The sequence below is a fragment of the Alteromonas sp. a30 genome, from assembly GCF_026788005.1.
Taxonomy (GTDB): Bacteria; Pseudomonadota; Gammaproteobacteria; order Enterobacterales; family Alteromonadaceae; genus Paraneptunicella.
On record NZ_JABEPE010000002.1, the window covers coordinates 335,543 to 351,780 of the forward strand.

The following is a 16,238-nucleotide window of genomic DNA, read 5'->3' on the forward strand; positions in this document are numbered from 1 at the left end:
CTTAAGATTTTAGAAGATCATGTTTTAATGCTTCGTAGTCAGGTTTTCCGTTTGCGGTCCTTGGAAGATGATCAAGCGCCATAACTTTTATCGTTGAATGATGAATACTAAGTTCTGAAGTAAGCCATTTCAACACATTCGACAAACGCTCATTCTCATCTGCATCTTTTTCCAACAACACCCCAATACGCAACGTATTATCGTCGCCAACGGCATAGGTCTCTACTCCTTTGGTACTCAATAATTGTTCAACCTCATCAAGAGCAATGCGTTTTCCAAATATTTTTACGAAACGCTTGAGCCTACCAGCTATAAAGTAATCCCCTTCATCATCAAAATAAGCTAAGTCGCCGGTTCTCAGTTTGCTCAACTCATCAAAATAGGCAAGTTCAGAGGTATTTTGAGCATAGCCCAACATAACATTTGGCCCCTGATATACCAGTTCACCAACCGTATTTGGGTGAGTAATAATCTCTCCTTGTTCAGTATTGAGTGAAAACTGCCCGTTAGGAATGGCTTTCCCAATACTTTGGGGTTTATACGGCAATTTTTTGGGTTCCATGTAGGCCATTCTTGCACTGGCCTCTGTTTGACCATACATCACAAAAAAGGATTTACTGTTGTTCTGCGCATACTCAGACAGCATTCGCACTCTTTTCTCATCTAACTTTCCACCGGCCTGAGTAAAATACTTTAAGAATGGTAGTTCTTTTCTTGTAAGTCCGAGTCGTAACAACATTTCATAGGTATACGGCACGCCAGCAATGGAGCTAACCTTTTGCGTTTCTAAAATTTGCCAAAATGCCTTACTTACCACGGAGTGCTGATTCATAACAACATGAGCGCCCTTTGCAAGGTGCGTATTGATAACAGAGAGTCCGTAAGAATAGTTGAAGGGGAGCGTTGTAAGGGTGACATCTTCCTGCTGAATGGGTAAATAAGCACAAATGCTCTGGGTATTAGCCTCTATATTTTGATAGCTCAACGCGACATGTTTAGGCGACCCTGTGGAGCCTGATGTAGATAACAACAAAGCCAAACGCTTATCAAACACGTATCTCTGTTGATGTATTGGCGTGACAGTGCCTGAATCGACAAGGTAGTGAAATGCGAAGTGGGCTTGAAGAGAGTCAAGCTGTGACTCAGAGTAGGATGCATCAATTAATAACGCAGGATGTTTTGCTTGTAAACACGCGATATATGCAACTAAGGTGGGCAAGTTATTATGACAAACAATGCCTATTAAGCTTCGACCAGACGCATTTAATTGCTCGATAAATTGGTCGCAAGCTGCTTGTAGTTGTTGATATGTAATATGCGTAAATGTACCAGATGAAGTGGCGTAGCTTACCGCAACTGCCTCACCCCATCTTGATAAATCTTGGTAAAAAGCCGCCAAATTCTAACCTCTAGAAAAACGCAGCACCGTCTACCTCTAGGATTTGCCCGCTAATATAAGATGCTTGCTCAGAAAGCAGAAAACCAACCGCACTAGCAACCTCTAAAGGCTGCCCAGGTCTCGCCATAGCGACGTTGGTCATAAGCATATCGTGAATTTCATCTTGATAATGCGCTGTCATATTACTGGCAATAAAGCCCGGTGCTACACCATTAACTCGTATGTTATCGGCACCAACTTCTTTTGCTATAGATTTAGTCATGGAAGCAAGGCAACCTTTGGTTGAGGCATAAGCTGCAAAAAACGCTGCGCCATGAGTTCCAACATAAGAACACATATTCACAATACTGCCAGATTTCTTTGGAAGCATTAACTTAGTCGCTAGTTGAGAATGGAAAAATGTGGCTTTCACATTCACATCTAACAATTCAGAAAACTGCTCAAGGGATGTTTCCAAAAAAGACTCTTCTCGAAAAATACCCGCATTATTTACTAATCCATCAAGCGTTGAATGGGTTTGAGCCTCAATTTTTGCAAACGCGGCTCTAACAGATTGTGCATCAGCTACATCATACTGCAATATCTCAGCTTCACCGGAGAGTGCATCATAGGTGGGCCCAACCATATGCTCTTCTTTGACATTGGCAAAAACTCGCGCCCCTTCTGCTAAGCAATACTTTGCAGTTGCTAAGCCTATACCTGTATAAGCTCCCGTTACTAGAATGGTTTTCCCTTGTAAAATCACAATTCAACTCCGTATTTAACCACTATTTCCTTTGCCTTTTGCACGGAACTCATATCGATGATGTCATCTGTGTCCAACATAATATCGAACGCATCTTCTATTTCTGCCACAAGGGACATATGAGCGGTAGAATCCCACTCAGGAATGGTATTGTAGGCAAGTTCATCCTTTACTAAGGAAGGCTCTATATTTAATGCGGTCGCAAAGGCTGCAATCAGTTTACTTTGATTCTCAGACGCCACTTTATTTTCCTCCAGAAACCCTTGATAGCAAGCGTTTTAATGGCTTGCTTGCTACTTCATAACGTAGCGGTTCCAACTCTATTTCGATTAATGGTCCTTCACTGACGACTTCGTATCCTAACTTTTTGTTGTAATTCAAAGCAGCCAAATTCTCCGCTAATACAACGGCTTTCAATTTTTCGACACCGATGTCGTAAAAGCTAAAGTCATTTAACAATAATGTGGGAGCAAAGGCCAACAAATTTGCCCGATATTTATCTTCATATATATACAAGCCCGGCTCGATGCAGTTGCTGTCTCTTAAACACACACCATCAGCGGATTTAATATTCGCAGATCCAATCGGAGCCCCTTTATAGTAAATAACAAAATGTTGCTGAGAATTATCATTAACAATGCTTTCGAACCAACGTAACTGTTGTTCTTCCGTAATCAATGCGTTAGACAACATATGCTGACTAATTTTAGGGTCGTTACGCCATTGACGTAGCATGGGGAGATCTGATGCTTTTACAGGCTCTAATCTAACCTGATAACCTTCCAGTACCACTCACTATTCTCCAAGCACGGCAGTCAGTAAAGCGGCTTCATTAAGAGTATTGAACTGTGTTAATGACTTTGCCTTAGACGACATCTCTATTAACTTTTGTTCATCCTGCCAAAGATCAGAAACCAGCACTAGCAAGGCATCTAATCCCATTTTCTCTTGTAAATCGATGCTTTGACACCAACCTTGTTCCACCGCAGATCGAGTTGCCAAAACCTGATTATCTGCCACCGTAAGCAAGATAGAGGGGGTCGCACATGCCAACAATTCAAATTGTGATGAACCCGCAGCGGAAACGGCTAATCGAGATGAACAAAAAACCTCGGCAACTTGCTGACAATTGTGCAAATGTTGAATTGGTAAATTGGCGTGCTTAATAACGCTTTCTAACTCTTCTTTGTGGGGGTATGCGGCCCCTGTCAATACGCGCACAGAACCGTCGAATTCAGACTCTACGAGTGACTCTAGAATAGGAATAGTAAGATTATTAACATCGCTGCCACCCATCATAATGCTAAGGCTATTCCGCATGGAAAATGGGTGCTGCGGCAATATTGAAAACTCTCTTCTCAAAACACGATAGCTTGCCCCTAAGCACAATTGAGCATCTGGTGCTGTTTGCATGTAGTTGAGCAAATTTGCATTATCTGCTGAATTAATAATGACATCCGCATGAAGTGGCCCGGAGTTGTTGGTGTCATCGAAAAGAACCAGTCGTGACTTGACCTTATGTAGCGCCTTTCGTAGCGCTGCGCGATATTCGGTTGAAAATTGATACCCATCCAGAATTAACGCACGAATGCTGTCGAAGCCTTCTTGTTCAGCTAGCCAGTTGCTCTCATCGACTTCAGTCACCTCTGTAGGAATGAGCTTAAGTTTGCCAATCCAGTCGTGACGGGATAAGCAAATGGCCCGAGTCTCATCATTGACAAAGAAAACGATCTCCGCGCCTATCTCATCGAGTAATTGAGCCAAGGCCAAACAACGCATAAGATGCCCAACGCCTATTTGCGATGAAGCATCAACCCGAAACCACACATTCATGAGCGAGAAATCACATCCCAACTTAAGGGAGTGCCCTTAGTTAAATCTTTTGATACCGTTTGCCCTAACACATCATCCAAGTGTTTTGGCGAAAGCCCTAAAGCGGGCCTAACAATTTTAATATTATCTTTGGTGATTTTATCCCCAGCACTAATATTTTCAGAAATGAAAATTGAGCGACGATAATACTTTGCTTTTTCTTCAGCTTTGGAACCACCGTAAACAACGTTACCTAAAGCCTGATAAGCCCGCGCTGACTCTAAAACCAGCGCATTAAGCTCATTCGGCTCTATCGAAAACTCCGCATCCACACCACCCGCGCTTCTATCCAACACAAAGTGTTTTTCAATAACTGGCGCACCCAGCACAACGCTAGCAACAGAAACACCAATCCCAGCAGTATGGTCCGATAAACCAACATGGCAACCAAATGCCTCTCTCATATGAGGGATAGTGAGTAAATTAGTATTTTCAGGTGATGCTGGATAAGTGCTTGTACACTTTAATAAAATAATTTCATCGCACCCGGCTTGTTTTGCTGTTGAGACCGCCTCTTCTATTTCACTTAATGTTGCCATGCCCGTAGACATAATCAGCGGTTTCCCTTTGCTTGCAGCCTTGCGGATTAACGGGAGATCGGTAAGCTCAAATGAAGCTATCTTGAAGCAAGGTACACCAAGCGCATCTAGGAAGTCGACTGCATCTTCATCAAAAGGAGAACTGAACGCCTCCATTCCCAATGAATTCGCATGTTGAAAAAGGGGTTCATGCCATTCATAAGGTGTTGCCGCACGCGCATACAATTTATGCAACGACTCTCCATACCAGAGGCTATCTTTTTCGTTGATAACGAAGTGCTCATTATCCACGTCCAATGTCATACTATCCGGTGTATAAGTTTGCAGTTTAATCGCATGAGCGCCAGCCTTTGCGGCTTCATCAATCATACGTTTGGCAACACTGATGTCCTGCCCATGATTACCACTAAGCTCTGCAATGATAAAAGGGGATTGCGTCCCAACGACGTAATCCCCTATTTGAATGGGTTTCAGTATTTCGGATTGTGTTTTCATGTGACGACTCTATGCATTGGCGGCGTCTTGCTCAGAAAAAATGGATTTAATACTTTCAACGAGTTCTTCCGCTGGAACTGGGGTTTCACTCGGATCAGTTGCATAGTCAGGCATTAATGTACGTGGGTCAATTACACCACTAATCACTAAACTAGGGCAACCCACCGTTGTCGCTAACCACTGCGGCGCAGATGGAACGGTCACTAACAAGTCGCTTGCTTTTAAGTTCGATAAGGTTTTACGCATTGAAACACTGCCATCAAACCCTGTCCAGACCTCAAACCCGGCTTGTTTTAATAAGCTTTCGAGTTTATCACCATAGGGATAACTTCGTTCATCGGTTCTTGCTTGCGTTGCCAATGCGACGATTTTTTTACGCTTACGTAGTTTTTCAAACCTTTCGTTACTAGCAACGTCAATATTCATGTCCATTTCTATGTCAGAGAATCCACAACATGAACGTAAGAAGAATTCAGGATAACCATAATCAGGCAGCGTACCAAACTCCCACCAAGGACTATGCCATCGAGGCATTGCCATAAAAGAGCTTTCAATGTACTCAGACGGATCATTAACAAATTCTGGGCGAAGTGTTTGCGCTTGAAATTCGTTTAGCAATTCTTGCAGTGACTTAGCGATGTAATTACCACTAACGGATTCTCCCGCATCCTTCAAAAATCGCGCGAGGAAACATGGCATAAACCACGTATCTAAATTAACGATTTGCGTGTAAGCCTCACCGATAATATCTTCAGCTAAGCCCAAAAATGCTTCTAAAGCAGGCAAGAAGTCATCCGGCCATTCACCTTTCTTCATGGCTTTCACAGTAACCTCAGGTTCAGCTAAGGTCAGCACTTCTTCTGCCGCTGCATACGTCAAAAAGTGCAATTCAGCATCAGGGAATTTATTTTTAAAATAACGAATGGCAGGAATACCCACACAGGTAACATCCCCAAGGCCTAACATACGAATTAATAGAATTTTTTGCTTCGGGAGCGCGTCGCTCATGATGCAGACTCCTTTTGCTGCTCACCACCTAAATAGGCTTTATACATTAATTCTGCTCTAGTCCAGTCTTCTTGAGTATCAATATCTTGTACCAAGTGACGAGGTAACACAACTGGTATGCTAGCTTTTGAAAAAATCGCTTCGTCGGAAAGATAGCCTGCTGTCGTCCCCCAATAAAACTGCCCTGCATCATGGTACGCTTCTTCTAAATCTTGAGAACGTTTCCAAATATCCTTTGGGTACATTGCCTCTACCCCACCGTCTTTCAATTTAATTGCACGCTGCACCGGGAATGGAAAGCTCGTCACAGAAAATGCAAACTTTTTGAGTGGGTTTGCCTTTAACTGATCTAGCCCATTTTTCAGGTATTCTGCTTGTAGAAAAGGAGCCGTCGCATAAATACAACAAACGTATTCAGGTTCAAAGAAGTGCTTCTGACAGTATTCAATCGCATGATTGGTCACTGGTCGTGTACCCACTATGTCGTTGGATAGAGACTCAGGACGCAAAAATGGAACGTCCGCCCCATAGCGATGAGCCACCTCAGCAACATCTTCGCTATCAGTAGAAACAATAATTTTTTCGAACACCCCACTCTCCCGCGCCACCTCAATAGAATAGGCAATTAGCGGCTTATCACAAAAAAAACGGATGTTCTTTCCGGGGATACGTTTGCTACCACCACGAGCAGGAATAATTGCTACATTCAATTTAAGACCTCTTTCAAGCTATTCACTACAAATATTTGTTCTTCTTCCGTTAATGACGGATATAGAGGCAAAGTTAATGCCATTTTGTAGTATTGCTCTGCGTGAGGAAAATCGCCCCAATTAAAGCCTAAAGAGCGGTAATAGGGGTGCGTGTGAATAGGTATGTAGTGCACATTCACACCAATGCCCTTATCGACTAAAGCATTAAATACCGTTTTTCGGCAATGCTGCTTAAGCTCAATCACATAAATGTGCCATGCACTTTGTGATTGCTCAGAAACACTTGGCAAAATCACTGGTAGGCACTTTAATAACTCACTGTATCGCTGCGCCTGTTGTTGACGTTGAACAATGAACTGATCCAACTTTTTGAGCTGAGTAATGCCTAATGCAGCATGAAGATCACTCATTCTGTAGTTAAAGCCCAGCAATTGCTGCTCGTAATACCATCCCTCGCCCTGATGCGCTTCCGGGGATTGTATATCCGTACGGGTAATACCATGCTTAGCAAATAACACTAATCGTTTTGCTAGTTCAGGGTCCGCTGTTGTTACTGCTCCACCTTCTGCTGTTGTAATCGCTTTGACAGGATGAAAACTCAAAATGCTCATATCAGAAAAATGACAACTGCCAATTTTTCGTCCCTGATAGGTACCGCCGAGAGCATGTGCCGTATCCTCAATCAGAATAATGCCGTAAGGTTTTGTTAGTGCTTGAATAGATTGCATGTCACAAGACATTCCTGAGAAATGCACGACTACAATCGCTTTAGGTAACTTTCCGGCAGCTTCTGCTTGTTTTAATTTAGTCGCTAATCCTTCAACACTGATATTTCGAGTTGCTGGATCAATATCAACAAAATCAGCGTCCGCCCCACAATAACGGGCACAATTTGCTGAAGCCGCGAAAGAATTTGGTGATGTCCAAACGACGTCGCCGGGCCCAACCCCTGCCGCTAAGCAAGCAATGTGCAAAGCAGAAGTTCCGCTGTTAACCGCGACGCAATGTGTAATGTTGAGATAGTCACAAAGGGCCTGCTCAAATTGAGGTACCATTTGGCCTTGTGTCAAAAATTGATTTTCCAATACGTCAACCACAGCGTTTATATCTGCGGCATCTATATGGTGTTTTCCATAGGGAATCATAATATTATCCGAGTGCAGCTAAAATTAAGGATTCTCGCGATCAAGTTCCCTTAGCTCAGAAATACTTAAAAAATGCGGATTTGTACCAGAGTGGTACTCAAATTTCTCTTCAACAGGTTTACCTTTTTCACCATTATGATTAGTTGAATAATCAATGTTTTTATCAAAAAAGGTGATAGGGGGAGTGATGACATAATGATCATCAAACTCAAGTGAATGATGAGCAACTTCTTCAGGCACCATTACTTCATGAAGCTTCTCTCCTGGACGAATACCTATAATGTCAAAGTCTCTTGAACCTGACATCGCTTCTACCAAGTCAATGATGCGTACGGAAGGTATTTTGGGAACGAAAATTTCACCGCCTTGCATTCGAGTGAAGTTTTTAACAACAAATTCAACGCCTTGAGACAGGGTAATCCAAAAGCGCGTCATTTCTTCGTGAGTCACAGGTAGCACTTTTTTACCTTCGGCGATGAGCGAACGAAAGTACGGAACAACTGAACCTCGAGAACCAACGACATTGCCATATCTTACGACGGCAAAGCGAGCCCCCTTCGCCCCAGAAATATTATTCGCAGCGACGAAAAGTTTATCTGATGCAAGTTTGGTCGCACCATACAAATTAACGGGGTTTGCAGCCTTATCAGTGGAAAGTGCAATCACTTTACGAACGTTGTTTTCGATGGCGGCATCTATTACATTTTGCGCCCCCATAATATTGGTTTTAATACACTCGTTCGGGTTATATTCCGCAGCAGGAACCTGTTTTAGCGCAGCAGCATGAATAACAAAGTCGACATCTCGCATCGCCGCTTTTAAACGCTGCCCGTCTCTCACATCACCAATGAAATAGCGCATGCAAGGTTGGTCGAATTTTTGCTGCATTTCGTATTGTTTTAATTCATCGCGGGAATAAATGATGAGCTTTTTAGGTTTGTAGGTTTTTAGTAAGCGGGCAACGAAAGCGTGCCCAAATGAGCCTGTGCCACCTGTAATTAGAATCGATTTATTATCAAACATTATTCGTTACCAACTGCGGTTCACAACCTTAGCTCAGATGATAAGCAGCTAAGATCATTATTTATATTTAGAAACCGCCGACCGTCCACGCACTAACCCCAAAAGGCGCTGCTTTTGTTCTTTTTGTAGATGGCTGGTGATTTCAACAAGTTTATTGTTAACCTCTAACTCCTTGTTAATATATTCCTTTTTTTCCTCACTTTGCAAAGTTGGTAAATGCTTGAGGATAAGCTCGTCCCTTTCTTGAACCAATATTAGCAAAGCATCCGCGTCTAATTCATCTTGGGCAAATAAATCGGAAATAGCCTGGCAATTTGCTTCCAGGCTAAAAGGTGTAAGATCGTGAATAAGTGAGATATGTTTGTTCAAACTGCAGTTTGTCTCTTTTGACGTTGCATTTCGTAAGCTTCTTGTTTCGCAGCTTCTGGAATCTGCGACCAAGCACTTTTAATTGGCAGCATTAACCCCATAACTTCGTCCAAAATACTTTGACTATTCTGAATATTAGCATCTGTAAGGCGTTGGATCATGTAATCATATAATGCATATAAATTGCCAGAAAGTTCTGCACTCGCTTCCATATCAAGTGTGTCACGTAAATTCATGCAAATTGCTACGGCTCTAGAAATATGTTCAGACTTTTTCTCGTACTCTTTGCGTTCCATCGACCCTTTCGCATAAGCCATTCTTTCTAATGCGCCTTGCATCAACATTAAAGTGATTTTATGAGGATCGGCCGATGACAGTTCTTGTTTTAAATTACCTTTTTTATAGGCATTAATACCTTTGAGCGCCATGATTTAATTCCCCCCTAAACGCCACCGAGCGAAGCTAAAAGTGCGTTACCTGTTCGGTTTAATTGCGAAACCGTTTGGTCCAACGCGAGAAACTTATCTCTTTGTATCTGCTCAAAACTTAACATCTGAAGCTCAAATCTCGCTCTTTCTTCTTCTAAATTACTTTTTTCATCCTTAAAGGTTTGCTCTCTAGAACGTAGCAAGCCGCCAAAACGTGTAAACTCTCGAACATAGTCGTATATATTCTTTGCGATACCATCTTCGGAATCGGTGAATATTGTCGCTACTTCATCGAAATTATTTTCCAGTGCTTCTTTTAAGCGATCTTCACCACTTCCAAAACCAAACTCGTCCGTTGCGGTAATCTCAAGCTTACCATCATCATCAAAAGATAGCCCGATTTGATATAGAGTACCAAGGGATGACCCCGGTACGTTACCGCCAATAATGGTCGCTAATTGATTTTGCAACCCTCGAACCATAAAGTCACCGGCAAGTGGGCCATCTTCTTCCAGATCGGACTCACCAAATCGTGTTAAACGGCCAATTTCCTCAACTAACGTATTGTAATCATCTTTGAAATCGCGGATTTTTTTGTCGAGACCATCTCTATCGTTACCAATCGTTAGCACCGACTTGCCATCTGGCGTGCCATCTCCATTGGTATCTGGCGAAACCTCTAATGCGTCAAACGCCACGTTTTGAATTACATTTTCAAAGCGGTTAGTGCTACTTTGAACAGCAATGCCATCAACGGTAGCCGTTGCGTCGGCCGCAGCTCGTGCTAAACCATTAGAACTCAGATCATTATTAAGTGTTTCTGTTGAGTCGGTTGTTGTAATGCGATTTAAATCAGCTAAATCGTTGTTATTAACAACAATGAGATCATTACCTTGCCCCGTTAAATTCGAGGTGAAAACCAGTTTCGCACCGGCTGCAGTGCCAGTATCAATGATGTTTGCCGTGACAAGTGGGGTAAGGCCATCGGACTGAAGGTTATCGGCAGAATTATTAATTGAATTAGCCAGCTGTTGTAAGCTGGTTCCCGCAGTCACATTAATATCGAAAGTATCGGCAGAAGTACCAAATTTAAAACTAATGCTACCGGAACCGGCAGACAACACTGAAGCACTCGCGTCAGCAAATTGACCATCGGATGTCTGATGGCGAGAACCTTCGGCGAGACTGGTGATAACGACATCGTAGGAAGCTTCAAGCGCACTGTTAGAGGCTTCTGCTGTAAAAGGACCTTGCTCCCCTTCGCCGAGAGAAAGAGAACTAGGATGTGAAATCGAAGGCTCTCGTCCATTAAGGTTAAAATCACTTCGTAATTCTTCTACAGAATCTTCGAAATCGCTGAGCTTTGACTGTAGCGCGCCGATCCCGGAGATAACAGCATCCAAATTCTCTTCACGCTCGTTCAGCCTTCTTTCTTTTGGTTCACGTTCAGCTTGAATAAGCTGCGACACTAAATCGTCTAACGCAAGACCAGAACCAACACCTAAACTCTGGATACCCATGATTAACCTCTATATGGACTAAACTTCTTTGTTGAACAAAACTCCTACCGCAGCGCCGACATCGGTTTGCAAATTCTTGATTCGTTCAGATAAACGTAATACTTCTTCCGATGGAATTTGGCGTATTAACTCACCTGTCTCCGAATCGGTTACTTGCACTATTGACCGGCCTGAATCTTCATTAAACGAGAAATTTAAGTTTCTATTTTGTGATTGCACAAATTCACTAACTTCGCCAACAGCTGATTCAAGATTAGCAGGGTTTAGCTCAACACTGTTACCTTGTATATCGGCATTTTCGCTGGAAGCATTAGTAGAATTTGGCCCACTGACTTCTGCATTTAACGACCGAGACTCAGACAAACGCTCACTCGCATTTTGGTTGCTGGTCAACACATTGGCAAGTTCACTAGAACGCGTTAAATCAACATCCATCTTTCACCTCCCCCTCATTTAAGTTTGAGGAAAGACTGCTAATAACAAAAGAAGGCCACTATAAGAAATTATAGTAGCCTTGCCAATATTCATTACCATTACCGAGTGCGGCTTAATTTACCCTAGCAAGGATAATGCCGACTGTGGTCTCTGGTTCGCCTGACTCAATACCGAGATACTCGCCTGCTGGATGATCTGGTTACGAGTCAATTCTGCTGTTTCTGTTGCGAAGTCTGTATCACGTACACGAGAACGTGCGCCAGATAAGTTTTCAGAAACGTTAGATAAGTTACGAATAGTCGATTGGAAACGGTTTTGCAATGCACCCAAATCCGCTCGAGTTGAACCAATCGATGAAATCGCTGAGTCAATTGATGCGATAGCCGCTGATGCACCTTGCGCAGTACCAACTGTAGTATTGGATAAACCAAGACCTGACGCTCCAAACCCACCAGAACGCGAGATATTAACTGAGATAGTTTGGCCTGCGTTTGCACCCACTAAGAATGCAGCAGAAAAACTACCGTCAAGAATGTTATTACCCGCGAATTGAGTATTTTGTGCGATACGACTGATTTCTTGCTTAAGTGCAGATACTTCTGATTGAAGTGCTGTACGGTCAGCAGAAGAGTTAATACCGTTTTGAGATTGAACCGCTAATTGTCGAATACGTTGAAGTGATTGAGTCACCTCTTGCAATGCACCTTCAGCAGTTTGAGAAAGGGAAATTGCGTCGTTTGCGTTACGTACCGCCTGGTTCAAACCTTGTACTTGGCTAGTTAAGCGGTCAGAGATTTGTAGACCGGCAGCATCGTCCGCAGCACTATTGATACGGAAACCAGATGACAATCTTTCAAAAGATGTACTTAATTGTGTTCCAGAATTGAACAACTGACGTTGTGCATTCAAAGAAGAAACATTGGTGTTTACAAATAAACCCATGATAATACCTCCTGAGAACCGAATCTAATGACACCTCTATCATTTACAATTCAGTTCGCCTAATATTTCAACGCCTAAACAGCTAGACATTGCCTCAATGTGTTAACTCTTTAACGCTGGCTTGGCTACCTCTAACCAAATCCAACAAGTTAAACTACCCCTCAGCTATAGTTATCGACACCGACTAAAGCATCTTTAGAAAAAATTTAATATATTTTAAATTTATTTTTAAACCATTGATTTGCAAATATTTTATTTGAGTTTATTTTGCTTGAAATAGGGGTGAAAGGGCTAAAATAAGATCATGGAAGATTGACAAGAAGCAAATTGTTGAAGATATTGTGCGCCATTATTGGTTGGTTTTATTAGCATTGTGAAAAGTTGGCACGGTAACTGCTTTATAATTCTCGTAAGCAAGTTGGTAGCCTAGTAACAACAAAAAATTGACAATGTGTTTTGGCTACACCCTAGCGGATTGAAGAGACCGCGATAAACGGATGTTTGGGATGCAATGGAAATAAAAAAGGCCGGGTCATATGACCCGACCAACTTGCTCACGTTAGGAGTACGAGCAAAAACTTACTATAACAGTTTTGACCGACTAGCAGGTAATAGAAAGAATACTGGCCTCTCAACCAAAACTTCTACACTCTTGACCCTGTTGGTCGGCGTTTCTCGGGCCGGCCTCTCATTTCCCCCCCTTTCATAAACTATCTAATTTCATTGAAACTTTTGATAATCCTAGCAAACATTCTGGCTACTGTTCTTGTGTGTTTATGTGATCTAATACTAATTTGCAGCCTTTTCTTGCAAATTCGTACTGACTTCCTTTTGCCAGCTTATCGGTTGACATCCATTTAAAGAGGTCACAAACCTCCATTATCTGTCAAATAAATGGCGCTCGACACCTTACTCCTTTGCGCGTTAAAAAAGCTGGGTCAAACGACCCAGCCGAGATGCTCACGTTAGGAGTACGAGCAAAAACTGTTAGAAAAAACACTGGCCTCTCAGCCAAAACGCTACACTCTTGACCCTGTTGGTCAGCGCTTCACGGGTTGGCCTCTCACTTCCACCCTTGTGTAAAACGCTTAATTAGTTGGCGAATTATCCCAGAAGACTCAAGGCTGCTTGCGGTCTTTGGTTCGCCTGACTCAGCACTGTGGTACTGGCCTGTTGAATAATTTGATTCTTGGTTAAATTTGCCGTTTCGACGGCAAAGTCTGTATCTTTGATGCGGGATCTTGCCGCCGACACGTTCTCAGAAATATTACTTAAGTTCCTGATAGTTGATTGGAATCGGTTTTGTATCGCACCTAAATCGGCTCGTTTGCTACCAATAATTGAAATCGCTGAATCAATTGTGGCTAATGCGGCCGACGCTTGCGGCGCAGTTGCAACCGATAAATCCGACATTCCCAAACCAGATGTGCCATATCCACCGCCCGCTCTGGAAATATTGACGCCAATACTTTGACCCGCATTCGCTCCCACTAAGAAAACAGCCGAGTATGTCCCGTTCAAAATGGTGACACCAGCAAACTGAGTTGTTGATGCTATCCGGCTAATTTCTGCCTTCAAAGCAGACACTTCTTTTTGTAATGCTAATCTGTCCGACGATGAGTTAATCCCGTTCTGTGATTGCACGGCTAAAACTCGAATTCGTTGCAACGCAGTAGTGGTTTCAGATAACGCCCCTTCTGCGGTTTGCGCTAACGAAATCCCATCGTTCGCATTTCTTACTGCTTGGTTCAAGCCCTGAATTTGCGCGGTCATCCGGTCAGAAATCTGTAATCCTGCCGCATCATCTTTTGCGCTGTTAATCCTGAACCCTGAAGATAGTCGTTCAAAAGAAACACCTAATTGTGTGCTGCTATTGAATAGCTGTCTTGTTGCATTTAATGAAGACACATTTGTATTTACAAATAGAGTCATGGCTCTTCTCCTAACGATTTTTCTACCGGATATTTATTTTTGTTTTTACGTTCCGGTTTTTTGTTGTTTAAAACTTTTGGCACGCTATGTGCTTTATCTATTTCGTCTGACGATTATTCGACAGACAATAGCTGGGCATTTAAACAACAAAAGCCTATGCTTCAGGGGAGCTTTTGCTCTAGCCGACTTGCGGGATTGATGGCCTAATACCTCAATACCTCACTACCTCCTGGCGTTGGTTCTGTAAGTCGGCTGTTACCTTGATTTTTTCTTAGTAGTAGGTAACCGTGCTGTCCCTAGCACATTGATGCATAGCTTTTAAAAATGTCCACTCATTCCTTATACGGTCGGATTGCAGCCTGTCCCCACATTTTGCTCACCGACCTTTTCTTTAGATTTCAGTTACCTGCCTGTCCCCACACGCTTGGTAACTGAAGTCTCATTCTTCAAGCGTTATTAACCTAGTAAGCTAAGTGCTGCCTGCGGTCTTTGGTTCGCCTGACTAAGTACAGTTGTACTTGCCTGCTGAAGAATCTGAGCACGGGTCAATTCTGCCGTTTCGATGGCAAAGTCTGTATCTTTGATACGTGATCTTGCCGCAGAAACGTTTTCAGAGATGTTACTCAAGTTTCTAATAGTGGACTGGAAGCGGTTTTGAATCGCACCCAAATCTGCACGGATACCACCAATGATTGAAATTGCAGAGTCTATTGAGGTTAGTGCTGCTGAAGCCCCACCTGCGGTACCAACGGTTAAGTTCGCCAGACCTAAGCCTGAGGTTCCATAACCGCCACCCGGACGAGAAATATTGACACTAATTGACTGACCCGCGTTTGCACCAACCAAGAACACAGCTGAGTATGATCCATCTAGGATGGTTACACCGGCAAATTGAGTTGTTGTTGCGATACGGCTGATCTCTTGCTTAAGCGCAGACACTTCTTTTTGGAGTGCTAAGCGGTCAGCAGAAGAGTTAATACCGTTTTGTGATTGCACTGCAAGTACACGAATACGTTGTAACGCTGTTGTTGTTTCAGATAATGCACCTTCCGCTGTTTGCGCTAGTGAAATACCGTCGTTTGCGTTACGAACCGCTTGGTTCAAGCCTTGGATTTGCGCCGTCATACGGTCAGAAATCTGTAAGCCTGCCGCGTCATCTTTGGCGCTGTTAATTCTGAAACCAGAAGACAAACGCTCAAAAGCAGTGTTTAAAGAAAGGTTTGAATTGAATAATTGGCGTGTCGCATTCAAAGACGACACATTCGTGTTTACGAATAAAGTCATTGCTGTTTCTCCTAACGATTTTTTATGTTTAAAGCCCAGATATATTTATTTTTGTTTTTTATCTGGATTGGTAAGGTCTTGGTTTTTATTGTTTTTGTATTGACCTTTACCTAGACGCTGGCTTGTTTTTGTTTTTAATGCTCAGTGCCTTTGCTCTATTTATCGTTCGGACAGCAAAAATCCTTTAGACTTTTTTTAATTAATTAAAAAAGTCCAATTATTTCAATTATTTATAGTTTGTATTTTTGTCTCATCCCACTCCCTCTTTTGGTTTGAAATGACAAATTTGGTCGGGTTTCCCCGACCAAACTGCTTTCTCTTGAGGGCGAGCTTTTGCTCTTATTTGGTTAGTTTCAGTATTGACCTTAAGGACCTACCTCCTGGCGCTTTAG

The 16,238-nt window shown here is 42.7% G+C and carries 17 protein-coding genes; all 17 read right to left on the reverse strand.

Annotated features, from left to right (window positions below; all coding sequences use genetic code 11):
• Position 1: 1 nt before the first annotated feature.
• The gene (locus tag HJG39_RS03660; RefSeq protein WP_268406905.1) at positions 2–1,399 is read right to left on the reverse strand and encodes an AMP-binding protein; all 1,398 of its coding nucleotides are present in this window, start codon (positions 1,397–1,399) and stop codon (positions 2–4) included.
• Between the two features lie 10 nt (positions 1,400–1,409).
• Positions 1,410–2,144 (reverse strand): SDR family NAD(P)-dependent oxidoreductase, encoded by a 735-nt coding sequence (locus HJG39_RS03665; RefSeq protein ID WP_268406906.1) that lies wholly within the window; start codon positions 2,142–2,144, stop codon positions 1,410–1,412.
• Positions 2,141–2,386 carry an acyl carrier protein gene (locus HJG39_RS03670; protein WP_268406909.1) on the reverse strand — a complete coding sequence of 82 codons (246 nt, stop codon included), beginning with the start codon at positions 2,384–2,386 and terminating at the stop codon, positions 2,141–2,143. Before HJG39_RS03670 ends, HJG39_RS03665 begins: the two co-directional genes overlap by 4 nt.
• A gap of 1 nt (position 2,387) precedes the next feature.
• Positions 2,388–2,936, reverse strand: a complete 549-nt coding sequence (locus HJG39_RS03675) for a GNAT family N-acetyltransferase (RefSeq protein WP_268406912.1) — start codon at positions 2,934–2,936, stop codon at positions 2,388–2,390.
• 3 nt (positions 2,937–2,939) lie between these two features.
• Positions 2,940–3,977 (reverse strand): UDP-2,4-diacetamido-2,4,6-trideoxy-beta-L-altropyranose hydrolase, encoded by a 1,038-nt coding sequence (pseG, locus tag HJG39_RS03680; RefSeq protein WP_268406916.1) that lies wholly within the window; start codon positions 3,975–3,977, stop codon positions 2,940–2,942.
• Positions 3,974–5,050 (reverse strand): pseudaminic acid synthase, encoded by a 1,077-nt coding sequence (gene pseI / locus HJG39_RS03685; protein ID WP_268406917.1) that lies wholly within the window; start codon positions 5,048–5,050, stop codon positions 3,974–3,976. Before pseI ends, pseG begins: the two co-directional genes overlap by 4 nt.
• A 9-nt stretch (positions 5,051–5,059) precedes the next feature.
• Positions 5,060–6,058 (reverse strand): glycosyltransferase family 9 protein, encoded by a 999-nt coding sequence (locus HJG39_RS03690; protein ID WP_268406919.1) that lies wholly within the window; start codon positions 6,056–6,058, stop codon positions 5,060–5,062.
• Entirely contained in the window at positions 6,055–6,768 is a 714-nt protein-coding gene (gene pseF, locus HJG39_RS03695; protein WP_268406921.1) for a pseudaminic acid cytidylyltransferase, read from the reverse strand. The genes HJG39_RS03690 and pseF overlap by 4 nt, the downstream gene beginning before the upstream one ends.
• Positions 6,765–7,913 carry a UDP-4-amino-4,6-dideoxy-N-acetyl-beta-L-altrosamine transaminase gene (gene pseC, locus HJG39_RS03700; RefSeq protein WP_268406922.1) on the reverse strand — a complete coding sequence of 383 codons (1,149 nt, stop codon included), beginning with the start codon at positions 7,911–7,913 and terminating at the stop codon, positions 6,765–6,767. Before pseC ends, pseF begins: the two co-directional genes overlap by 4 nt.
• A 24-nt stretch (positions 7,914–7,937) precedes the next feature.
• Complete coding sequence (gene pseB / locus HJG39_RS03705) at positions 7,938–8,936, reverse strand: UDP-N-acetylglucosamine 4,6-dehydratase (inverting) (RefSeq protein ID WP_268406924.1); 999 nt, start codon at positions 8,934–8,936, stop codon at positions 7,938–7,940.
• 57 nt (positions 8,937–8,993) lie between these two features.
• Complete coding sequence (locus tag HJG39_RS03710) at positions 8,994–9,305, reverse strand: hypothetical protein (RefSeq protein ID WP_268406926.1); 312 nt, start codon at positions 9,303–9,305, stop codon at positions 8,994–8,996.
• Positions 9,302–9,733: a flagellar export chaperone FliS gene (gene fliS / locus HJG39_RS03715; RefSeq protein ID WP_268406930.1), complete on the reverse strand. Its 432-nt coding sequence runs from the start codon at positions 9,731–9,733 to the stop codon at positions 9,302–9,304. Before fliS ends, HJG39_RS03710 begins: the two co-directional genes overlap by 4 nt.
• A gap of 14 nt (positions 9,734–9,747) precedes the next feature.
• Positions 9,748–11,253: a flagellar filament capping protein FliD gene (gene fliD / locus HJG39_RS03720; protein WP_268406932.1), complete on the reverse strand. Its 1,506-nt coding sequence runs from the start codon at positions 11,251–11,253 to the stop codon at positions 9,748–9,750.
• Positions 11,254–11,271: 18 nt separating this feature from the next.
• Entirely contained in the window at positions 11,272–11,688 is a 417-nt protein-coding gene (locus tag HJG39_RS03725) for a flagellar protein FlaG (RefSeq protein ID WP_268406934.1), read from the reverse strand.
• Positions 11,689–11,805: 117 nt separating this feature from the next.
• Positions 11,806–12,630 carry a flagellin N-terminal helical domain-containing protein gene (locus HJG39_RS03730; RefSeq protein WP_268406937.1) on the reverse strand — a complete coding sequence of 275 codons (825 nt, stop codon included), beginning with the start codon at positions 12,628–12,630 and terminating at the stop codon, positions 11,806–11,808.
• A 1,104-nt stretch (positions 12,631–13,734) separates the two neighbouring features.
• Positions 13,735–14,562 (reverse strand): flagellin N-terminal helical domain-containing protein, encoded by an 828-nt coding sequence (locus tag HJG39_RS03735; protein ID WP_268406939.1) that lies wholly within the window; start codon positions 14,560–14,562, stop codon positions 13,735–13,737.
• Positions 14,563–15,018: 456 nt separating this feature from the next.
• On the reverse strand, positions 15,019–15,846 hold the full coding sequence (locus tag HJG39_RS03740) for a flagellin N-terminal helical domain-containing protein (RefSeq protein WP_268406941.1): 828 nt from the start codon (positions 15,844–15,846) through the stop codon (positions 15,019–15,021).
• Positions 15,847–16,238: the final 392 nt, after the last annotated feature.